At 65.7% G+C, this 20,496-nt stretch carries 18 protein-coding genes; 8 read left to right on the top strand and 10 right to left on the bottom strand.

Annotated elements, in window-relative coordinates; all coding sequences use genetic code 11:
• The first annotated feature begins 193 nt into the window (after nucleotides 1-193).
• The 4 genes from AC5RV3_RS00615 to AC5RV3_RS00630 all read left to right on the top strand — a co-directional run bounded on the left by AC5RV3_RS00615 (nucleotide 194) and on the right by AC5RV3_RS00630 (nucleotide 6,369).
• Entirely contained in the window at nucleotides 194-3,070 is a 2,877-nt protein-coding gene (locus AC5RV3_RS00615; RefSeq protein ID WP_494120527.1) for an aconitate hydratase, read from the top strand.
• Nucleotides 3,071-3,290: 220 nt separating this feature from the next.
• Complete coding sequence (gene dxs / locus AC5RV3_RS00620; RefSeq protein ID WP_494120528.1) at nucleotides 3,291-5,267, top strand: 1-deoxy-D-xylulose-5-phosphate synthase; 1,977 nt, start codon at nucleotides 3,291-3,293, stop codon at nucleotides 5,265-5,267.
• An 8-nt stretch (nucleotides 5,268-5,275) separates the two neighbouring features.
• Nucleotides 5,276-5,815, top strand: a complete 540-nt coding sequence (locus AC5RV3_RS00625) for a DUF402 domain-containing protein (protein WP_494120529.1) — start codon at nucleotides 5,276-5,278, stop codon at nucleotides 5,813-5,815.
• A complete protein-coding gene (locus AC5RV3_RS00630) occupies nucleotides 5,812-6,369 on the top strand; it encodes a hypothetical protein (RefSeq protein WP_494120530.1) in 558 nt (185 codons plus the stop codon). Before AC5RV3_RS00625 ends, AC5RV3_RS00630 begins: the two co-directional genes overlap by 4 nt.
• A gap of 24 nt (nucleotides 6,370-6,393) precedes the next feature.
• Here the strand turns inward: AC5RV3_RS00630 and AC5RV3_RS00635 are convergent, their stop codons facing one another.
• Together AC5RV3_RS00635 and argG are read right to left on the bottom strand one after the other, a co-directional pair.
• Nucleotides 6,394-6,972 (bottom strand): mismatch-specific DNA-glycosylase, encoded by a 579-nt coding sequence (locus tag AC5RV3_RS00635; RefSeq protein WP_494120531.1) that lies wholly within the window; start codon nucleotides 6,970-6,972, stop codon nucleotides 6,394-6,396.
• A 131-nt stretch (nucleotides 6,973-7,103) separates the two neighbouring features.
• Nucleotides 7,104-8,531 carry an argininosuccinate synthase gene (gene argG, locus AC5RV3_RS00640; protein WP_494108732.1) on the bottom strand — a complete coding sequence of 476 codons (1,428 nt, stop codon included), beginning with the start codon at nucleotides 8,529-8,531 and terminating at the stop codon, nucleotides 7,104-7,106.
• A gap of 159 nt (nucleotides 8,532-8,690) precedes the next feature.
• Here argG and AC5RV3_RS00645 point away from each other — a divergent pair, with 159 nt between their 5' ends.
• Nucleotides 8,691-9,665 (top strand): aldo/keto reductase, encoded by a 975-nt coding sequence (locus tag AC5RV3_RS00645; RefSeq protein WP_494120532.1) that lies wholly within the window; start codon nucleotides 8,691-8,693, stop codon nucleotides 9,663-9,665.
• Between the two features lie 29 nt (nucleotides 9,666-9,694).
• Nucleotides 9,695-10,378 (top strand): hypothetical protein, encoded by a 684-nt coding sequence (locus AC5RV3_RS00650; protein ID WP_494120533.1) that lies wholly within the window; start codon nucleotides 9,695-9,697, stop codon nucleotides 10,376-10,378.
• 51 nt (nucleotides 10,379-10,429) lie between these two features.
• Here the strand turns inward: AC5RV3_RS00650 and AC5RV3_RS00655 are convergent, their stop codons facing one another.
• From AC5RV3_RS00655 to AC5RV3_RS00680, 6 genes are all read right to left on the bottom strand, one after another.
• Nucleotides 10,430-11,521, bottom strand: a complete 1,092-nt coding sequence (locus tag AC5RV3_RS00655) for a type I restriction endonuclease (protein ID WP_494120534.1) — start codon at nucleotides 11,519-11,521, stop codon at nucleotides 10,430-10,432.
• A gap of 169 nt (nucleotides 11,522-11,690) precedes the next feature.
• Nucleotides 11,691-12,131, bottom strand: coding sequence for a Rieske (2Fe-2S) protein (locus tag AC5RV3_RS00660; RefSeq protein ID WP_494120535.1), 441 nt, complete (start codon nucleotides 12,129-12,131; stop codon nucleotides 11,691-11,693).
• Between the two features lie 75 nt (nucleotides 12,132-12,206).
• Nucleotides 12,207-12,731, bottom strand: a complete 525-nt coding sequence (locus AC5RV3_RS00665) for a Rieske (2Fe-2S) protein (RefSeq protein WP_494120536.1) — start codon at nucleotides 12,729-12,731, stop codon at nucleotides 12,207-12,209.
• An 8-nt stretch (nucleotides 12,732-12,739) separates the two neighbouring features.
• Nucleotides 12,740-13,093 carry a hypothetical protein gene (locus AC5RV3_RS00670; RefSeq protein WP_494120537.1) on the bottom strand — a complete coding sequence of 118 codons (354 nt, stop codon included), beginning with the start codon at nucleotides 13,091-13,093 and terminating at the stop codon, nucleotides 12,740-12,742.
• Between the two features lie 159 nt (nucleotides 13,094-13,252).
• The gene (locus tag AC5RV3_RS00675) at nucleotides 13,253-14,218 is read right to left on the bottom strand and encodes an NAD(P)-dependent alcohol dehydrogenase (protein ID WP_494120538.1); all 966 of its coding nucleotides are present in this window, start codon (nucleotides 14,216-14,218) and stop codon (nucleotides 13,253-13,255) included.
• A 264-nt stretch (nucleotides 14,219-14,482) separates the two neighbouring features.
• Nucleotides 14,483-15,151 (bottom strand): TetR/AcrR family transcriptional regulator C-terminal domain-containing protein, encoded by a 669-nt coding sequence (locus AC5RV3_RS00680; protein ID WP_494120539.1) that lies wholly within the window; start codon nucleotides 15,149-15,151, stop codon nucleotides 14,483-14,485.
• Nucleotides 15,152-15,274: 123 nt separating this feature from the next.
• Between AC5RV3_RS00680 and AC5RV3_RS00685 the strand changes: the two genes are divergently transcribed.
• Both AC5RV3_RS00685 and AC5RV3_RS00690 read left to right on the top strand, forming a co-directional pair.
• Nucleotides 15,275-15,769: a DUF6326 family protein gene (locus AC5RV3_RS00685; RefSeq protein WP_494120540.1), complete on the top strand. Its 495-nt coding sequence runs from the start codon at nucleotides 15,275-15,277 to the stop codon at nucleotides 15,767-15,769.
• Nucleotides 15,770-15,989: 220 nt separating this feature from the next.
• Entirely contained in the window at nucleotides 15,990-16,589 is a 600-nt protein-coding gene (locus AC5RV3_RS00690) for a GNAT family N-acetyltransferase (RefSeq protein WP_494120541.1), read from the top strand.
• Between the two features lie 731 nt (nucleotides 16,590-17,320).
• Here the strand turns inward: AC5RV3_RS00690 and AC5RV3_RS00695 are convergent.
• Nucleotides 17,321-18,148, bottom strand: a complete 828-nt coding sequence (locus tag AC5RV3_RS00695) for an SDR family NAD(P)-dependent oxidoreductase (RefSeq protein WP_494013042.1) — start codon at nucleotides 18,146-18,148, stop codon at nucleotides 17,321-17,323.
• Nucleotides 18,149-18,202: 54 nt separating this feature from the next.
• Nucleotides 18,203-19,288 (bottom strand): amidohydrolase family protein, encoded by a 1,086-nt coding sequence (locus AC5RV3_RS00700; protein WP_494120542.1) that lies wholly within the window; start codon nucleotides 19,286-19,288, stop codon nucleotides 18,203-18,205.
• Nucleotides 19,289-20,496 lie beyond the last annotated feature (1,208 nt).

A 20,496-nucleotide genomic window follows, 5' to 3' on the forward strand; every position in this document is an offset into this window, starting at 1 on the left:
ACCGCCTACCCGATAGGATGGAGGCAGCGGTCCCGGACGAAGCATAGAGTCTCTGGTTTGTAAATTCTGCGGGCTTCGGCGTGCAAAGAGGCCAGAGGCCGAGCCCACAGCTGTCCCTTCACACTTAGGGATGCCTAACTAGCGGGTGGTTGCCGCCCGGACAAAGATAAAGTGTGGCGAGAGGAGTCCTGTCATGAGTAATGTGGACAGCTTCGGTTCCAAAGGCGTCTTGAACGTCGCCGGGGCCGAGTATGAAATTTTCCGGCTGAGTGCCGTTGAAGGTGCCGAGAGCCTTCCGTTCAGCCTCAAGGTCCTGCTGGAGAACCTGCTCCGCACCGAAGATGGTGCGAACATCACGGCGGACCACGTCCGCGCCCTGGCCGGTTGGAACCCCGACGCGCAGCCGGACACCGAAATCCAGTTCACCCCCGCCCGCGTGATCATGCAGGACTTCACCGGTGTTCCGTGTGTCGTCGACCTGGCCACCATGCGCGAGGCCGTCAAGGAGCTCGGCGGCGACCCGAAGCGCGTGAACCCGTTGGCCCCGGCCGAACTGGTGATCGACCACTCGGTCCAAATCGACGTCTTCGGCAACGCCGGCGCGCTCGAGCGCAACATGGAGATCGAGTACCAGCGCAACGGTGAGCGCTACCAGTTCCTGCGCTGGGGCCAGACCGCATTCGAAGACTTCAAGGTCGTCCCGCCGGGAACCGGCATCGTGCACCAGGTCAACATCGAATACCTGGCCCGCACCGTAATGACCCGCGAGGTTGACGGCAAGCTGCGCGCCTACCCGGACACCCTGGTCGGCACCGACTCGCACACCACCATGGTCAACGGCCTGGGCGTGCTCGGCTGGGGCGTCGGCGGCATCGAGGCCGAGGCCGCCATGCTCGGCCAGCCCGTCTCGATGCTGATCCCGCGCGTTGTCGGCTTCAAGCTCACCGGCTCCATCCCCGCCGGCGCCACCGCCACCGACGTCGTGCTGACCATCACCGAAATGCTGCGCAAGCACGGCGTGGTGGGTAAGTTCGTGGAGTTCTACGGCGAAGGTGTGGCCGCGGTGCCGCTGGCGAACCGCGCCACCATCGGCAACATGAGCCCGGAGTTCGGCTCGACCGCCGCCATGTTCCCGATCGACGACGTGACGCTCGACTACCTGCGCCTGACCGGCCGCTCCGAGGAGAACATCGCCCTCGTCGAGGCGTACACCAAGGAACAGGGCCTCTGGCACGATCCGTCGCACGAACTGAAGTTCTCCGAATACCTTGAGCTGGACCTCTCCACCGTGGTTCCGTCCATTGCCGGTCCGAAGCGGCCGCAGGACCGCATCGCCCTGACCTCCGCCAAGAACCAGTTCCGCAAGGACCTGCAGAGCTACGTCGGGACCGGCAACGAGGACGCCCTGGACGAGGCACTCGAAGAGTCCTTCCCGGCGTCGGACGTCCCGGCCATGACCTCCACGGTCCGCCACGCTGCCGCCGCGCAGGCCGCCGGTGCGCAGGCCGGCGCTGCGCAGGCCAATGACCGTCCCTCCGGCGGATCGGCCAGCCAGGGACGCCACGTCGCCCTGCCCAGCGACGGCCGCGCCTCCAAGCGCGTCCACGTCACCATGGAAGATGGGCGCGAGTTCGAACTGGACCACGGTGCGGTTTCCATCGCGTCGATCACCTCCTGCACCAACACCTCCAACCCGTCGGTCATGCTGGCGGCGGCCGTGCTGGCCCGCAACGCGGTGGAGAAGGGCCTGGCGTCCAAGCCGTGGGTCAAGACCTCCATCGCCCCGGGCTCCAAGGTCGTCACCGATTACTACGAAGAGTCCGGCCTGATCCCGTACCTGGAGAAGCTTGGCTTCTTCGTGGTCGGCTATGGCTGCGCCACCTGCATCGGTAACTCCGGACCGCTGGAGCCGGAGATCTCGCAGGCCGTCCAGGACAACGACCTGTCGATCACCTCGGTGCTGTCGGGTAACCGCAACTTCGAAGGCCGCATCAACCCGGACGTCAAGATGAACTACCTGGCGTCCCCGCCGCTGGTCGTCGCCTACGCCCTGGCCGGCACCATGGACTTCGACTTCGAGAAGCAGCCGCTGGGCCAGGACCCGGACGGCAACGACGTGTTCCTGAAGGACATCTGGCCGAACCCGGTCGAGGTCCAGCAGGTGATCGACTCCTCGATCAACAAGGAGATGTTCGCCAAGGGCTACGAGGGCGTCTTCGAGGGCGACGACCGCTGGAAGGCGCTGGAGACCCCGGCAGGCGATACCTTCGCCTGGGATCCGAACTCCACGTACGTGCGGAAGCCACCGTACTTCGAAGGCATGAGCGCCAAGCCGGAGCCGGTGCAGGACATCAGCGGCGCGCGCGTGCTGGCCAAGCTGGGCGACTCGGTCACCACCGACCACATCTCCCCGGCCGGTTCGTTCAAGTCGGACAGCCCCGCAGGCCGTTACCTGCTGGAAAACGGCGTGGAGCGCAAGGACTTCAACTCCTACGGTTCCCGCCGCGGCAACCACGAAGTGATGATCCGCGGCACCTTCGCCAACATCCGGCTGCGGAACCAGCTGCTGGACAACGTGGAGGGCGGCTTCACCCGCGACTTCACCCAGACCGGCGGCCCGCAGGCCTACATCTACGACGCCGCCATGAACTACCAGGCCGCCGGCACCCCGCTGGTGGTGCTGGCCGGCAAGGAGTACGGTTCCGGTTCGTCCCGCGACTGGGCCGCCAAGGGCACCGCCCTGCTGGGCGTCAAGGCCGTCATCGCCGAGAGCTTCGAGCGCATCCACCGTTCGAACCTGATCGGCATGGGCGTCCTGCCGCTGCAGTTCCCGGCCGGCGAGTCCGCTGCGTCGCTGGGGCTGTCCGGTACGGAGACCTTCTCCATCGAGGGCGTGACCGCGCTGAACGAGGGCACCACGCCGAAGACGCTGAAGGTCACCGCCACCGGCGAGGACGGCGGCACCAAGAGCTTCGACGCGGTGGTGCGGATCGACACCCCGGGTGAAGCCGACTACTACCGCAACGGCGGCATCCTGCAGTACGTGCTGCGCCAGATCTCGGCGAACTAGCCTCCCGGTCCGGCACACACCGCACAGCGGCCCAACGCAGGGCGGGCGTCCGATGGACGTCCGCCCTGCGGCGTCTGGCCACCGCACCAGCCCGCTTTCCGGCTCAGTCCCTGATCACGCGTTGACCACGTTGTGTGCACCCTCGCACCGGCGGGACGCAGAGTGGCGGATGGATGGCGGTAGGATTAACCGACGCTTTGTGAAGGAAAGGACCTGCTCTGTGGGATTGCTCGAGACCATCCGCGAGCCGCGCGACCTGCGCCGGATCGACATGGTCCAGTTGCAGGACCTGGCCCGGGAAATCCGCCAGTTCCTGATCACGAACGTCGCACAGACCGGCGGACACCTCGGCCCGAACCTTGGAGTCGTCGAGCTGACCCTCGGCATCCACCGCGTGTTCGATTCCCCGCAGGACAGCATCGTCTTTGACACCGGCCACCAGTCCTACGTGCACAAACTGGTCACCGGCCGGCAGGACTTCGGGACGCTGCGGCAGCAGGGCGGGCTGGCCGGCTACCCGGACCGCGGCGAATCGGTGCACGACATCGTCGAAAGCTCGCACGCGTCGTCGTCGTTGTCCTGGGCAGACGGTATCTCCCGTGCCCGGCGGCTGACCGGCGAAGGCGACCGCTACGTCGTCGCGGTCGTGGGCGACGGCGCCCTCACCGGCGGCATGGCCTGGGAAGCCGTGAACAACATCGCCGCGGACCGCGGGCGGCGCGTCGTGATCGTGGTCAACGACAACGGGCGCTCCTACGCCCCGACGATCGGCGGACTGGCCGACCAGCTGGCCGCGCTGCGCCGGACCACCATCGACAAGGTCCGCACCCACCAGGCCTACGAAGGCACCCTGGACTGGTGGAAAAAGAAACTGCAGTCGGGCGGACCGCTGGGCCAGTTCGCCTACCGGAGCCTGCACGCCACCAAGAAGGGCATCAAGGACTGGTGGGCGCCGCAGGGCCTGTTCGAGGACCTCGGCATGAAGTACATCGGGCCGATCGACGGGCACGACCTGGAGGCCGTGGAGGCCGCGCTGACGCAGGCCAAGAACTACCGGGGCCCGGTGATTGTCCACACGATGACCGAAAAGGGCCGCGGCTACGCCCCCGCCCGCGCCCACGAGGCGGACCAGTTCCACGCCGTGGGCGTCATCGACCCCGAGACCGGCGAACCCGTCGAGTCCGGCGGCCGGCAGTCCTGGACCTCGGTCTTCGCCGACGAGATCGCCGAGATCGCCGACGAACGCCAGGACATCGTCGGCATCACCGGAGCCATGCTGATCCCGGTGGGCCTGCAGAAATTCGCCAGCAAGCACCCGGACCGTGTCTTCGACGTCGGCATTGCCGAGCAGCACGCGCTGGCCAGCGCCGCCGGCATGGCCTACGGCGGACTCCACCCGGTGGTGGCCCTCTACGCAACCTTCCTGAACCGGGCCTTCGACCAGCTGTTGATGGACGTCGCCCTGCACAAGGCAGGCGTCACCGTGGTGCTGGACCGTGCCGGGGTCACCGGCCCGGACGGCCCCAGTCACCACGGCATGTGGGACATGTCGCTGCTGCAGATCGTGCCGGGGCTGCACCTGGCCGCCCCGCGCGACGCCACCCGGTTGAAGGAAGAGCTGCGCGAGGCGGTGTCCGTCAACGACGCCCCCACCGTGGTCCGTTTCTCCAAGGGTTCGGTGGGGCCCGAGGTTGAGGCCCTCGAGCGGCTCAAAGACGGCGTTGACGTCCTGGCGCGCCGGCCGTCCGGCTCCACCGAAAACGACGTGCTGATCGTCAGCGTGGGCGCTATGAGCGAACTGGCGCTGGACGTCTCGAACCGCCTCGGCGCGCAAGGGATCAGCTCCACCGTCGCCGACCCGCGCTGGGTGCTGCCGGTGCCCCGCTCAATCATCGGCCTTGCGGCCCGGCACCGGATCGTCGTCGTGATCGAAGACGGCGTCCGCGCCGGCGGGGTCGGATCCCGGATCCGCCAGGAGATGCGTGCCGCCGGCGTGGACACCGCGCTGAACGAGGTCGGCCTGCCCGTCGAGTTCCTGGTCCACGGAACCCGCGCCGAGGTCATGGAGCGCGTGGGCCTCACGGCGCAGCAGGTGGCCCAAGACACGGTCGCGCAGGTGCTGGGCACCAAGGTCCCGTTCGCGCGCCCGCTGCCCGGACAGGAACTGCCGACCGGCCAGATTCCCAAGATCCAGTGACCGGCCGCATGCCCGCCGAGGCCCAGCCCGGCGACATGGTGGTGTTCCGTAACTGGAAGTACGACGGCGGTGCCCACTGGTTGGTGCCCGGCACCTACCTGGGCGCGGACGGCTTCGGCGACTGGATCTTCCAGCCGGCCGGCTCCCTGGTCGCCCGGCCCGGCATCGCCTTCTTCGCCGCGTCCGACGCCGTGCAGTTACTGCCCCGCGAAGGCGACTACGTGGCGACGTTCTACGACGACAGCTACCCCGGCGACTTCCGGATCTACATCGACCTGGCCACCGGCATCCGGGTAGACCCGCTGCTTCCGGCCGGCTGGGAAGTCCAGCTCACGGACATGGACCTGGATGTGGTCCGCACCGCCAGCGGCGGCGTGTACATCGACGACGAGGACGAATTCGCCGAACACCGGGTCAGCATGGACTATCCGCCGGCGCTGGCCGCACGGATCCAAGCCAGCTGCCTGGCGCTCCATGAGCAAGTGGCGGCAGAGGCCGCCCCGTTCGACGGCACGGCCCTGACATGGTTGAACAAAGGACGGACATGAGTTTCCTTCGCGTGTACAAGAAGAATGACGACGGCGGGTTGGTGTTCCGCGAGGCGTGGTTCGACGAAGACTACGGCCAGTTCGTGGTCAACCACGGTACGGTGGGCCACGAGAGCACCACCCAGGACAGCCGGGACGTCGACCCCGAGGCCGCAGAGTCGCTGATGGACGCGTTCGCCGCGCAATGCGCCGAGGACGGCTACGCGGAGCTCGCGCCGGGGGAGCAGCACTGGGTGATTGCCCAGTATGCGTTGAAGACGGCGGCCGGCAGCGACCGCGACCGCTACCTGGAGGACAAGGCCAAACGCACCATCACCGAGTACTTTGCCTGGCGCGGGCTCGGAACCGTGGAGAAGACCGAGTTCGTCCCGCACAAGCTCAACATCTATGTCCTGGCGCCGGATGCGGCCAAGGCGGTGGCGGGCCTGAAGGTCTGCCTCCGCGAAGCCAAACTGGACTTCACTAAGCTGAGCATCGGCGTCGCGCCCCACGGGGACCTTGCCGCGGTGAAACAAAAGCATCCGCTGCCGGCCAAGACGGCGTTCAGCCTCTAGGGCCGGCCGGCCGCGGGGGCGGCGCTAGCTGCCCTCCGGCAGCTCCAGGCCCGCGGCGCGCGCCGCCTCCCGGTAGGCGGACGCCAGCGTGGCCACGCTGTGGTGGGCGTTGAGGCCGCTGGGATTCGGCACCACCCAGAGTTCGGCCCCGCCGAGCGTCTCCGGCTGACGGCCCAGTTGCGCCTTCGGCCGGTCAAAGCCCACCCGGTAGGCGGTCACCCCGGCGACTGCCACCACCCGGGCACCCAGGGCTTCGACCCGTTCGGCCAGGAGCCGGGCTCCGGCCCGCAGTTCCTCGGTACCCAGCTCGTCCGCCCTGGCGGTAGCCCGCGGGACGATGTTGGTAATGCCGACACCGCGGGAGATCAGGTGGTTGCGATCGGCCGCTGCCATGCCGTCTCCGGCGCGGATCAGATGGCCGGTAATGCCGGCGGCGGCCAATGCCGGATAGAACCTGTTGCCGGGCCGGGCGAAGTGCGAGCCGGTGGCAGCGGACCAGAGACCGGGATTGATGCCCACGAACAGCAGGCGCAAACCCGGGCCCAGGAGATCGGGGACCAACGCGTCCCGGTAAGCGAGCAGTTCAGCACGGGTAAAGGGCACAAAACCACTCTTTCACAGGCCCTGCGGTCCCGCCGCGAACACGGCACGGGCTGCGGAACGACGAAGGCACGGCGCCCCGTGAAGAGGGGCACCGTGCCCGCGCCGCGGCCCGCTCAGGCGGGACCGGTGAATCAGTCGGTGCCGGCGTCGAACGCTGCGCGATCCAGCGCCTCATCGGCTGCGCGGTCGGCCGGGTCGAGCTCGGCGGTGTCCGCGATTTCGCTCGCGCCGCCGGCTTCCAGCGCGCCCACGAGCTCGGCGGTCGGACCGCCCACCAGGCCCTGCGCGGCGTACTGCTCCAGGCGGGCGCGGGAGTCGGCGATGTCCAGGTTGCGCATGGTCAGCTGCCCGATGCGGTCCAGCGGCCCGAAGGCAGCGTCGCCCACACGCTCCATGGACAACTTGTCCGGGTGATAGCTCAGCGCAGGCCCGGAGGTGTCCAGGATGGTGTAGTCCTCGCCGCGGCGCAGTCGCAGCGTGACCTCGCCGGTCACCGCGGAGCCAACCCACTTCTGCAGTGATTCGCGCAGCATAAGCGCCTGCGGGTCCAGCCAGCGGCCCTCGTACATCAGGCGGCCCAAGCGGCGGCCCTCGGCGTGGTAGCTGGCCACGGTGTCTTCGTTGTGGATGGCGTTGAGCAGCCGCTCGTAGGCGATGTGCAGCAGGGCCATGCCCGGGGCCTCATAGATGCCGCGCGACTTCGCCTCGATGATGCGGTTCTCGATCTGGTCGGACATGCCCAGACCGTGGCGTCCGCCGATGGCATTGGCTTCCTGGACCAGGGCTACGGCGTCGGCAAATTCGGTGCCGTTGATCGCCACCGGGCGGCCCGCCTCGAAACGCACCGACACGTCCTCCGTGGGAATGTCCACGTCGTCGCGCCAGAAGGCCACGCCCATGATCGGCTCGACGGCCTCCAGGCTGGTGCCCAGGTGCTCCAGCGTCTTGGCCTCATGGGTGGCGCCCCAAATGTTGGCGTCGGTGCTGTACGCCTTCTCGGCGGAGTCGCGGTAGGGGAAGTTGTGCGCGGTCAGCCATTCGGACATCTCCTGGCGGCCGCCGAGCTCAGAAACGAAGCGCGGATCGAGCCACGGCTTGTAGATGCGCAGCCGCGGGTGGGCCAGCAGCCCGTAGCGGTAGAAACGCTCGATGTCGTTGCCCTTGTAGGTGGAACCGTCGCCCCAGATGTCCACGCCGTCTTCCCGCATGGCGCGCACCAGCAAGGTGCCGGTCACGGCGCGGCCCAGCGGGGTGGTGTTGAAGTAGGAACGGCCGCCGCTGCGGATATGGAAGGCGCCGCAGGCCAGCGCGGCCAGGCCTTCCTCCACGAGTGCGGGCTTGCAGTCGACCAGGCGGGAGATGTCGGCGCCGTACTCGGTGGCGCGGCCGGGCACCGCGTCGATGTCCGGCTCGTCGTACTGGCCGAGGTCGGCCGTGTACGTGCAGGGCACGGCTCCGCCGTCGCGCATCCACGCAACGGCAACGGACGTGTCAAGTCCACCGGAGAAGGCGATGCCGACGCGTTCGCCGACGGGAAGGGAAGTCAGAACTTTGGCCATGGTTTCGATCATATGTGCAGCGGCACTCAAAGACAGAAGCGGCAACGCCGCGGCCGCTACGTGACGTGTGGGAACTCACTCCCGCCTTCGGTGCGGGGGCTGGAGCCGGGATAGGATGCGAGGCGAACGGCAAATCTCCCACGTGACAAGGATGTAGCGATGGAATACCGGCGTCTCGGCAAATCCGGCCTCACCGTCTCGACGGTGGGGCTCGGCTGCAACAACCTGGGCCGGTCCAATACCCCGACGGAAACGCAGGAAGGCACGGACGCGGTGGTCAACGCCGCGCTGGACGCCGGGGTGACCCTTTTCGACGTGGCCGACACCTACGGAAAGACTCCGGGGCTGAGCGAGGAGTTCCTGGGCAAGGCACTCGGAACGCGGCGCGATGACGTCGTGGTTGCCACGAAGTTCGGCATGGACATGCGCGGCGCGAACGGCGATGACTTCGGTGCCCGCGGCTCGCGGCGCTACATCGTCAAGGCCGCCGAAGCGTCGTTGCGGCGGCTGGGCACCGACTGGATTGACCTTTACCAGTTCCACACGCCCGACCCGCTGACTCCGGTCGACGAGACCCTGTCCGCCCTGGACGACCTGGTCCGCGCCGGCAAGGTCCGCTACATCGGCCACTCCAACCGGGCCGGCTGGCAGATCGCCGAGGCGGAATTCACGGCGCGGATGGGCGGCTACACGCCGTTCATTTCCAGCCAGAACCACTACAACCTGCTGGACCGCCGGGCGGAGCTGGAAGTCACCCCTGCCGCCGAGGCCTACGGGCTGGGCCTGCTGCCGTACTTCCCGTTGGCCAACGGCCTGCTCACCGGCAAGTACAAGGACGGCAAGGCGCCGGAAGGCAGCCGGCTGACTCACTCGCGCACCAACATGCTCAAGGACGCCGACTGGGAGCAGTTGGGCGCCTTCTCCCGCTTCGCCGCCGACCGCGGCCTGAAGGAAATCGAGGTGGCGTTTTCCTGGCTTGCAACGCGGCCAGCGGTCGCATCGGTCATCGCCGGTGCCACGAAGCCGGAACAGATCCGGCAGAACGCCCAGGCCGCGGGCTGGCAGCCGACCGGCGAGGACCTGGCCGAGCTGGAAGGCATCTTCCCCGCGGTGCCGAAAGTGGCCCTGTTCTGATTTCTTCGAGGGGGCCGCGGGAGGAGCCGATGGAACGCTGGGAATGGTTTTACTTTGAGGGCGCCAAGCAAGGCTGCCTCTACCGCCGGTGGGCGGATCACGTCCTCACCACGCGGATCGCCTTCGGGAGCGGACCGGACGGGTACCGCGCGGAATCGGTCGTCCGGTTCGAGCCCGGGACACGGCGGTGGGACACCTCTTCTTACCGGCAATGGCCGGGCCGTATCGAGGCTTTGGCCCGCCGCGAGGATTTCGGGCTGCCCGAAACGAGCCTGCCCAGCTACGGGGAGTACCTCCTGTTGGCGGACATGGTCGGTTCCGGCACCCAGGCCGTGGAGTTTTTCCGGCTGGACGACGCCGCGCCCGCCGAACCCGACAGCGGGGCATGGACGCGGGTCTCGCTGGCCGGCACCGAGGACGTCCTGCTGACGGACGGCCGCCGGACCGTGTGCGACCGCTATGAAGTGGTGCAGAGTGCCCGCATGAGGGAAACAGTCGCCGGCCTCCCCGGCCGGAAGGACTATGCACTGGACGCCGGGGCCGAACTGGTCGGCGTGCACTGGGCGGCCGGCGGCCGTGTGGTCAAGAGCGACTGGCGCGGAGCCGAGTCCTTCCTCGCGCCGGATCGGGCGACGGCAACCGCCGGGCTCGACCGGACGCTAATTGACTTCCTGGACGCAGGATACGGGGCCCGGGCGGCTCCGGCCGACTAGGACGCCTGCTCCGGGGCTTCCCGCCCCGCCGGTCTCGGAGAGCCCTACGCTTTACTCGTAGTTCTTCACCGTCCGACGAAGGGTGTCTGCGTAGTCGTAGATCTCGGCCAGCGACTCGATGGGATGGCGGGTCTCCTGCTTTCCGTCGTCGAAGACACCCAGGTATTTTTGCGACCTGTTGAAATGGAGTCTGGCAATCGGCTTCCTGTTGTTGTCGTCCAGGAGTACGGCGAAGTAGGACTTTGCGTCACGGTGGGTAACGCGTGTCGGTTTGACCTCGCTGCACACAATTGCCCGTACTATCTGGAAGCCCTCTACTTCCTCAAGAGTTGTTTCGATGCCGTCATCCCGGTTCAGATCTTGCTCGACAATCTCTTCGCTGGTGACCGAATCGGCCAAGGACGCCTGGGCAGCTTGAATCACAGGTGACTCGCCCAGGGCAGCCTTCAATCTTTCGTTGACTTGGTCATTGAGGAATTGCCGGGTTGCTTTGGCCACCAGCCCAGTAAACTGCTCGCGGACCTTCTGCGTGAACGCACCGTCGTAGACCTTGGCGGTTAAAAACTTCACCCAGTCATCCTCAGGGGACTGAAAAAGACCGGAGATAGTGCGTTTGATTTGCCCGATGTACTTGAGCTCTTCAGCTGCACTGATGATCGAATCCAGATCGAAGACATCCTTGGAGAGCTTCACGAGTTCCGGGATTAGGGTTTCGTCGATGTCATTCATGTCAAGAATGAGGAATGGCTTGGCGTCCATGCGGTTCGGAGCATCAAGGTCCGTGTAGAACTGGTAGACCTCACCATTCGTCAGAATCGCGATCCGGGCATTAGTGACAGCAAAGTAGCGGTAAAGCTGCGAGGCATGTTCCACGCGAAGGTCGCCGAGCGACTTCTTACACTCGATCAGCATTTGGACTTCGCCATCACGAACGATGGCGTAGTCGATTTTCTCGCCCTTCTTGATGCCGACATCGGCGGTAAACTCGGGGACCACTTCCAAGGGGTTGAAAACGTCATATCCGAGGATCGTCGATATGAACGGCATGACGAATGCGTTCTTAGTGGCTTCTTCCGTCTCGATGATCTCGCGCTGCTGCTGAATTTTTGCGGCCAGTGCGGCCAGCCTTTCTGCGAACTGCAATGCTTCCCCCTGCTCGATTCGGACTGTTTCGCTAAACCTATAGGACGATACTGACATTGTTAACTATCGTCCAAAGCGCGGGATTTGTGAGGGTATACGTACCGCGAGTTCCAACCACCGAAAAGCTTTTTTCCGGGCAACTTGAGCGGGATGGCAGGATTAGTCCATTTCAAACGGTGACGGTGATCCATTCGCCGTCGATAGCCGCCGCGAAACGCGGCAGCGGAGCGGGCGCCGGACCGCCGGTAACTGTGCCGTCGGCGAGCGCGAAGGTCGAGTTATGGCAAGGGCACACGAATTCGGCCTTCGTCGGGGTCACGCCGCAACCTTGGTGCGTACAAACGGCGCTGTAGGCCAGGACGGTAGTTTCGTCGGGGCGGTGGATGAGGATCTTCTCCCCGCCTGCCTCGCCGCTGGCGCTGCCGCCAACCGGCACGTCGCGGAGCTTGCCGACCCGAACCGGCGTGCCGTCGCTGGCAATCGGGGAAGCGGAGGCACCTTGTGCCCCTGTGTAGTCCTGGAGCGGGGAACAAGCGGTGAGCGCGCCCACCGAACCGACGGCGGTCGTGGCGGTCAGGATGGCGCGGCGCGAAGGCAGGGACGAACTCATGTCCGTTATTCTCCCGGAAGGTGCTGGTAAATTTCCAAACCGACTGCCGATCGCGCAGGGCCAGCGGGTAAGCGATCAAGCCACTACGGTGATCCATTCGCCATCAATGGCCGCCGCAAAGCGCTGCAGCGGTTTCAACGCCGGCCCGTCGAGCACCGAGCCGTCTGCGGCGCTGAAGACAGAGCCGTGGCACGGGCAACGGAACTCCTCGCCCGCCGGCGCCACGGTGCAGCCCTGGTGAGTGCAGACTGCGTGTAGGCCAGGACGGTAGTCTCGTTGGCGCGGTGGATGAGGATTTCCTGCCCGGCCGCTTCGCCATTGGCGCTGCCGCCAACCGGCACGTCGGTGAGCTTCAGGATCTGGACGGCTGCGCCGCCGGTGGTAGCCGGGGCGGGTTTTCCGCCGGCCTCGCCGCCGTCGTTCCCCGTGGGAGCACAGGCAGCCAGTGCACACGCCGAGCAGGCCGTTGCGGAGGCGGCCAGGACCGAGCGTCGCGAGGGACCGGCGTCGGGATTCATGCGCTGACCTTCCCCGTGGGCAGTAAGGGTGCCTTCGGAAAAGATAGACGTCCGGGTTCATGGGTTGGTTCAACCGGCTCATTGAGCGTTCTACGGCCTGTCGCTTCCTGCACCGCCGTCATTGGCCTTCGCCGTCCTGTCGCCCAAAGGCGTTTTCCGCACCTGATCGTTCCGCCGCCGCACCGCGGATGCCCACACCCAGGTCATCCGCCGGACCCCTGCGTCCGTCCAGGAGACCTGCACCGCCCGGGACGTCCAGCCGAATGCCTCACCGGCGACCAGCTCGGCTGAACCCGGGAACCGGATCCACGCCCACACCGGCACCCCCGGCACAACACGGGTCACCTTGCAGTGCCCGAGATCCAGTTCCTCCGGGGTCAAAGACACCGGCTCGGCCCGCCTGGCGTAACGGGCTGCCAGCTTTGCCAGCGCGTCCCGATCCATCCCTTAAAAATAGAACAAACGTTCGAATTAGCGAAGCGTCCAGTTCAAGATGCCGGGGCCCGCTTCTATGCTCCGGCCATTCGTCTACACGGGCCTGTGTTCGTCGCCGCGGCCTTCCTGCTCCTCGAGGTGCCAGGCCTTACCCTCTCGTAGTGGCCTTCAATCGGCGCCTGCCCGCACCTCGACCACCACCTTGCCCAGCGCCTGGCCCTCGCCGACGTAGGCGAGCGCTTCGGGCACCTGCGCGAGTGGGAACACGCGGTCGATGTGGATGCGAACATCTCCTGCAATGCATCGCTCGGTGAGGAGCGAGAAATGCGCCGGACCCGGCTTGACGGCAAGAACCCCCAAACGCCGACCCGTCATGGCACCGATCAGCGTGCCAATCGTCACCACTCGCAGGAGGGCGCGCGTCGTCCCGCCGACGATCAGGTAGGTGCCACCGGGGGCGAGCGCGCGGCGATACGCGAACACCGACCGCCGGGCGACGAGGTCGATGATGAGGTCGTACGGACCGGTCTGGGTGAAGTCGTTGGTTCGGTAGTCGATCACCTCGGCAGCACCCAGGTCGCGCATGAAGTCGAGCTTGCCGGCGTTGTCCACCCCTGTGACATGGATGCCGGCGGCAGCGGCGAGCTGGAGCGCGAACGCCCCAGTTCCTCCGCCGGCGCCGTTGATCAGCATCCGCCCACCGGGCTTCGCACGCGCAACCGCTTGCACCGCGATCGCCCCCGATTGCGGCACGGTAGCGGCCTGAGCGAACGACAATTGCGACGGCTTCGCTGCGAGAGCGTGCTCCGGCGCCACCGCGTACTCCGCGAAGCCGCCTTTCAGGGCGAGATTGTCGCCGTAGACGTCGTCACCGGGCCGGAACCGCGTGACCCCTGTGCCCACCGCTTGGACCACTCCCGCGATGTCCGAACCGAGCGTGCGGCGGGCGGGTCTGAATAGGCCGCCGAATCGGGCGTAGGCGGGCGACCCGTGCAGCCCCTCCCAATCGCTCAGATTGACCGAGGTCGCGATCACCCGCACGAGCACCTGGCCTCTCCCCGGCGTCGGCGTGGCGATATCCTCGAGCCGCAGCACATCGGGCGACCCGTAGCGGTCATAGAGGATCGCTCTCATGCCCCGACGCTAGTCGCGCCCACCGGCGCGCGCAATCATTCGCCGTTCGGTGAAGACGTCCGCCCGCCTGTTGGCGGATAGCGTACTCCCGCGTCCTTCCGCGCGGCGCTCCGCGCCCGTGGAGTTTGGCGCTTCGTGGCGGCGTTCTGTGATCGCTCGGTGTCGCAGACAGGGCCGGCCCCGTCTTGCATCTCATGCGAGACACAGGGGTTTCGAGACGCGAGTCGGATGAGGAGCAGGAGCCGGCCGCCGCAGGCGGATGCGCTAACGCTCGCGTAGTGCGGGGATCTCGTCGGCGACCCGACGCTCCAGGCCCTCCAGCAGCAGCTCCAACCCGTAGTCGAACTCGTCCGCGAACGCGTAAACGCCATCGCCCAGCAGCTCGGCGCGCGAGCGCGCAATGTGCGGATACAGCTCCGCCGGCGCCGCGACCTTGACGGCGAACGCTTTCTCGGCGCCGTCCCCCGGTTTGAACGGCAGGCTCGTCTCGGTCAGCGCGAACCCGTGCACGTAGGCGTCGATCGCGGAAAACGCGTGTGTTGCGAGCGCGGCGCTGAAGCCCTCGGTCCTCAGCACGCCGAGGAGACGGTCGTGGTGTTGCAGCAGCGCTGGGCCGGGGTTGGGCCGAGATTCCATCATCCCTAGCGCCCACGGATGAGCGGTGAGCACCGACCGTGCCGATCGTGCCCGGCTGGTCAGCGCCTCCCGCCAGGTAGCGCCGACCTGGGGCAGTTCGATCCTCTCGAATACCCAGTCGGCGAGGTCGTCGAGCAGCGCCTCCTTGCTTGGGACGTGATGGTAGAGCGACATCGCCTCGACGCCGAGCACCTTCGCGACACTGCGCATGCTCACGGCGGCGACACCCCCGCGGTCGGCGACTGCGGCGGCGGCGTCGATGATTCTCTCCCTGCTCAGTGGTGTGCGTCGCGTCATGTTCCCATCCTTGCGCACTTACGCCCGTAAGGCTACACTGGCGATTGTCCCTTACAGCCGTAAGTTGCACGTTGGACGAACCCCGAGGACCTACCGATCCTCATCACAACAACGGAGCCCATGATGAGAACACGTCAACGCACCACCACGCTGGAGACCCTGCGGATCCCGGTGCAGGCCAAGCTCGCCGCCGCCTGGACCAGCTTGATGTTCTTCGTCATCTACATCGACTACTTCCACCTCTACAAGCCCGGCGCCATCGACCAGATCCGGGGTGGCGAAATCTTTGTGTTCGACATCAGCGGGCCATTGTTGACCATTTTCGTCGTGGTCATAGGGATCCCGGCCCTGATGATCCTGCTCTCCATGACGCTGCCCGCCCGTGTGAACCGCGCCACGAACCTCGTCGTGGCATCGCTCTACATCCCCGTCATGGTGTTCAACGCGGCCTCGACGAACTGGGAATGGGCCTCCTTCTACGCCCTCTCCATCGGAATCGAGGTGCTGATCCTGGCCTTCATCCTTCGCTCCGCCTGGACCTGGCCCCGCACCGCACTGTCGGCGACTATGGCGACCAGCCCGGACCGTGAAGCCGTTCGCGCCCAGCAGCAAGCGTGAACCCAAGAGCAGTGCCCGTCCTGTTCGGGTCCATCTGCCTCGGTGCCGCGGCGTAAGCCTCTTGGCGGTGGCACACCAACTACCACTGACCTGCCGGTAGGGGCCTTGCAAGGCCCCTACCGGCAGGTCAGCTGCCGTCCCTCTCGCGGCGGCCGCCGTCACGCTGCACCGACGCGACGCCTGACGCCGTGCATCTCGATATCCCAAGGAGCTGAGCACGATGACCGCGGAGATCCTGGCCGCCACCGAGCATCTGGTGCTGCGCCGAATGACCAACGACGACGCCGCCGCACTGGCGGCCTACCGAAGCGACCCGGTGCAGGCCCGCTACCAGTCATGGAGGACGCCGTACCCCCTCGACAGCGCCCGTGCGCTGATCGTCGAGATGCGCAACGTGCGATTCGCCCAACCCGGCGTATGGCTCCAGATCGGCATCGAGACCGGCGGGCGGCTCATCGGCGACATCGCGGTCCGCGTCGATGGCGACGAGGCCCGCCAGGCCACCGTCGGGTTCACCCTCGCCGCTGACGCGCAAGGCCACGGGTACGCCACCGAAGCACTGCGCACAGTCATCTCACTGCTGTTCACCCAGCACGGCCTACACCACATCTGCGCCGACTGCGACACCCGCAACGACCGCTCGGTCGCACTGCTCGAACGCATCGGCATGCGCCGCGAGGCTTACCACCACAAGTCAGCCTGGTGGAAGGGTGAATGGACCGACGAGTACGTCTACGCCATCCTCGCCGAGGAATGGGCAGACAAGAGCCACGGAACAGACCCACAACCGCCGGCCGAAGCCGGAGGTAGAGACTGCTAGCTGGCATCTGATGTCCAAGTCGAAGAGCCAAACCCCGCCCTGGTCAAAGGGGGGGATGCCTCTGTGGTTTTCGTCAAGCGGCGGTAGCGATGGGTGCGGGCTTTGGAGCTTGATAGAGGGTGCTGTCGCGGAGCATTGCCTAGAGGACGTCCGAGCGGCGGCGGGCGAAGGCGATGATGGCCTGGTTGTGCCCTGTAACGTTTAGGCCGCCCTCACCGGGCTTTTTTGCGGGCGGGATATACGCGAATCTGAGAACCCGGTATTTATAAGGCACTTTTTCCGGCCAGAGAGTGGTCTCCAAGTGTCGCGGTGAGGGACCGGCTTGCGCGACGAAGGGAGGTCTGCGGGGAGCCGAGCGGTTTTGTCGAAGCAGGGCTTCGGCCGTTGCCGGATCCGGACCTTGTCGGGGGGGCCGGATCCGGCACGGTTGCCGGCAGTAGCCGGCGGAACGGAGCCTCAGGGAGCACCGGCAGCCGGCAGGGCGGTGCTGTCCTCGGCGGAGGCGTCCTTCTCCAGCGGCGCCGGTTTAGGGGCCGCCAGGTCTCAGGGAGGTCTGGGTGTGGCAGGTTGGCCGGAATCTCTGATTTATAGGACGTCCCATTTTTCAAAGACCCCGTCCCTGCCTTCTGCTTCTGTCTGGTGGCGGTGCCGGTGCTCTGGTGAGAAGCCCAGTGATGACGGGGCCTCTCACCGTCGACCCCACGTCCGCAAGCACAGCGCAGCTTCTGGAATTAGCGTCCTGGAGTCAGGCCTCCATCGACAGGGATGATCTGCGCCGTGATGAAGCGGGCTCCGTCCCCGACAAGGAAGACCAGGACGGGCGCGAGGTCCGTGTCCGGGTTACCGAACCCCACCTGCAGTTCCTCGTCGGTGGGCGGGAATCGCCGGGTACCGAGCGGGGACATGCTCTCCAGTTTACTCGCCACATGCTCTTGACCGGCTTTTGCCTGCGTCTCGGACGATTCGCGGAACATGAGTGTTCCTGCGATCGCAGGGTTGACCACGTTCGCCGTGATGTTGTGCTTGCCCCACGCAAATGCGAGCGAACGGGTCCAGGAGATGACAGCTCCTTTCGACGCCGAGTAGTGCGCCGCGGCCGGGTATTCGCGAAGGCCAGCACCGGAACCGAAATTGATGATGCGGCCGCCCCCGTTCTCGACGAGATACGGGAAGATCTCCTGATTCGTCAGGAATATCGACCGCATGTTGATGGTCATGAGCCGGTCGAACTCATTGTCATCGATTGACTCCGGGGCAATCTGCTTACCCATCACACCAGCGGTGACTACTAGTGCGTCGACTCCGCCGAGCGCACTCGCTGCCGATGCGAACGCTTCCTTCACCTCGGTGCGCACCGACGCGTCACAGTGAAAGTAAAAGGCCTTCCCAGGGCCACTCTGATTGGCCTTGCTGACAACCGCCTCGCCGTCTGAATCGCGGATATCCAAGGCGGCTACGTGGGCCCCTTCCGCGACATAAGCACGGACAATGGCCGCACCGGTCCCATTGGCGCCGCCGACGACGACGATCCGCTTATCCTGTAGTTGCATTTTTCTCATTTCATATATGTGTGGCGCTAGGTCCACTATTAATCGGGTCTGTAGGTTAGCGGGTCAGCGGTGGAACGTTGACTCAGCAGCAAAGCCGGTCTCTGGATGTACACTCGGCTCCACGAACCCTGGCTTCTCAGTGGACAATGGCAGGCCGTAGGCACGGCGGGCGGTCCCCGAGAACATCGCTGCCTTCTCCTCGTTCGAGAAGTCGCGCACCATCTTCTTGAAAGCATTCCAGAGCACGACGTACGAGACACTGTGCATGTCAAGCGGGAAATTGCTCTCGAACATGCATCGCTCTGGGCCGAACAAATCTACCGTGGCCAGGATGTACTCACGTTGTATCGCTGCGACCGCGTCTGAGTCTGGCGGAAGAGGACTGTCGCGGGTGTCGAGGCCCGTGAGGTCCATGAAGAGGCCGCCCAGCTTGACGTGGACGTTCTCGTGCACGGAGAGAGCTTGCATTTCGCGCAACCACTGCTGGAACATTTCGTCCCTGCGGCCCGCGTATGGGCCGGCGCCGAGCGGTGCCCCGACATGATTGAGGACGATCGTCGTGTCATCAAACTCCTTAGCCAGGTCGGTCACGTCCTGGAGTTGAGTCTGGAAGACCATGGCGTCGAAGGTCAGCCCGGCCGGTGCGAGCTGGGCAAATCCTTCGCGGAAGTCCGCCTCCTTGAGGATCCCCTCCCGTGGCCCGCTGTGCAACGGTATATGGCGGTCGAAGGGCACCCGGTGCCGCACTCCTACGAATCGATCCGGGGATGCCGCGCGGTGCGCCGACAGCACCTCCTCGACGCGCCGACCGAGGAGGAGGTTGGCGTGGGCAACGATGCCCGCACAGGGGTGGGCGCTTGAAGTCCCAGAATGTAGGGCGCGAGCCGCCACGGCATCAATGTACTCGGTTTCGCCGACGGGGCGGAGGTGTTCGGGCCCGGACTGCCGGTAGAAGGACTGGGCTTCGACGTAGACGCTCGCGAATACGTTGTGACCGGCCGTCTGGTCGGCCAGCACCGCGTCCTCGCCGTAGGTCTCGAACACCGGAACAGGCGGCTTTTCCCACAAGTGGTGGTGCGCGTCGATGATCTCAAGATCGGCTTCGATCGGGTCCTCCTCAACGAGGCCCCTCCAAGCTGCGGCATCCATTTCGTATTGTCTCCTTGGTTATTGAGGGGACTAAACCATCCTCGCAACTTTCCACTTGCACTTACTCGCGGGGACGCTCTCGTAGGGCCCCCAGGCGACTGGTTGCGTTGCTCCGCTCCGTCAACCCCCCCCGCTTCACCTGCCGTCTGAGGCGAAGCGGGGGGTGCCATGCGGCGGCACTACCTTCGCGTTTCAATCCCTTCCCTGCACCAAACGGACCCGCTTGAATCATCTTTGCCTGATCCGTTCACTGTGGGCTGTGGTCCGGGCCACATCAAATATTTGACCAGCCCCGAGACGAGATGTCTAATGCATAGTTCGAAGCGATCCATGCATCCAATGCAATCATTTCTCTTGAGGTGTTGGAATCCGAGCGGCAGGCCTTCCCGTCTTGGTCGACAGGGCCTCATCAGAAGGAAACGCCACTCGGGAGGTGTATTCCGGAAAATCTGATTCGCGGCTCGATTTTGAAAGTTCGTCGGCGTACCTTCGACAAGACATCGAATCGCTGTCAACATCGCGTCAACCCGGCTCACCTCGCCGGCCTGCCGCCCGAAGTGCTGAGCCTTCTGGCAAGGGCGGATGGCCGGCGAAACAGCCACGTGACGCTATATGCCCCGTGAGGCAATATGCCCGGATTTGCGTGTGGACGCCTTTCATAGGTCGCCACGAAGCAGCATTGGACAGTTATGAGTCGAGCGGCGGGTTGCTACTCGCCTGCCGCTTCATCCTGTAGCGTCGGCGACGCTGTGCCGCTAGCCATTCCACATCAAGGACTGAAAGGGGCCTTGCCAGCCCGAATGGGCGTTTGGAAATACATACCTGCCGGGCACCGGTGGAAGGATCATGCCGTGTCTATCGGCGTACGGAACTCCGGTTATTAGTGTCGGCCCTGGGGCTGACTCAGCCAGGGGAAGTAATGGCTAGACCTGTCTCAGTTGCGCCTCGCATCGCATCGAGTATCTCCGTGCGTGCGTGTGTCGTCGAGGGAAGGGGCGTGGCGTGTGCTGATCCGAAAGATCGTGCTCAACGAGCAGCAGTGCGGGAGGGCTCGCGAGGGTCAGTTGCAGCGGGATCGAGTTACTGGGCAGCGGCAGGCGCTGCCATGCTCCCTGATGTCATTTCACGCATAGCTGGCGGTGCATTGTCAGCGGCGGACCGAAGCAGTCCGAGATCACCCTCGACGATATCGAATGCGCCGTTCTCGA

It is taken from the genome of Arthrobacter sp. Y3221114, from assembly GCF_059092625.1.

Bases quoted from the DNA above. Each gene is read 5' to 3' on its own strand.
- AC5RV3_RS00615 (WP_494120527.1), top strand. From the start codon at position 194: ATGAGTAATGTGGACAGCTTCGGTTCCAAAGGCGTCTTGAACGTCGCC.
- AC5RV3_RS00625 (WP_494120529.1), top strand. From the start codon at position 5,276: ATGCCCGCCGAGGCCCAGCCCGGCGACATGGTGGTGTTCCGTAACTGG.
- AC5RV3_RS00630 (WP_494120530.1), top strand. From the start codon at position 5,812: ATGAGTTTCCTTCGCGTGTACAAGAAGAATGACGACGGCGGGTTGGTG.
- argG (WP_494108732.1), bottom strand. From the start codon at position 8,531: ATGGCCAAAGTTCTGACTTCCCTTCCCGTCGGCGAACGCGTCGGCATC.
- AC5RV3_RS00645 (WP_494120532.1), top strand. From the start codon at position 8,691: ATGGAATACCGGCGTCTCGGCAAATCCGGCCTCACCGTCTCGACGGTG.
- AC5RV3_RS00650 (WP_494120533.1), top strand. From the start codon at position 9,695: ATGGAACGCTGGGAATGGTTTTACTTTGAGGGCGCCAAGCAAGGCTGC.
- AC5RV3_RS00660 (WP_494120535.1), bottom strand. From the start codon at position 12,131: ATGAGTTCGTCCCTGCCTTCGCGCCGCGCCATCCTGACCGCCACGACC.
- AC5RV3_RS00665 (WP_494120536.1), bottom strand. From the start codon at position 12,731: ATGAGCCGGTTGAACCAACCCATGAACCCGGACGTCTATCTTTTCCGA.
- AC5RV3_RS00670 (WP_494120537.1), bottom strand. From the start codon at position 13,093: ATGGATCGGGACGCGCTGGCAAAGCTGGCAGCCCGTTACGCCAGGCGG.
- AC5RV3_RS00675 (WP_494120538.1), bottom strand. From the start codon at position 14,218: ATGAGAGCGATCCTCTATGACCGCTACGGGTCGCCCGATGTGCTGCGG.
- AC5RV3_RS00680 (WP_494120539.1), bottom strand. From the start codon at position 15,151: ATGACGCGACGCACACCACTGAGCAGGGAGAGAATCATCGACGCCGCC.
- AC5RV3_RS00685 (WP_494120540.1), top strand. From the start codon at position 15,275: ATGAGAACACGTCAACGCACCACCACGCTGGAGACCCTGCGGATCCCG.
- AC5RV3_RS00690 (WP_494120541.1), top strand. From the start codon at position 15,990: ATGACCGCGGAGATCCTGGCCGCCACCGAGCATCTGGTGCTGCGCCGA.
- AC5RV3_RS00695 (WP_494013042.1), bottom strand. From the start codon at position 18,148: ATGAGAAAAATGCAACTACAGGATAAGCGGATCGTCGTCGTCGGCGGC.
- AC5RV3_RS00700 (WP_494120542.1), bottom strand. From the start codon at position 19,288: ATGGATGCCGCAGCTTGGAGGGGCCTCGTTGAGGAGGACCCGATCGAA.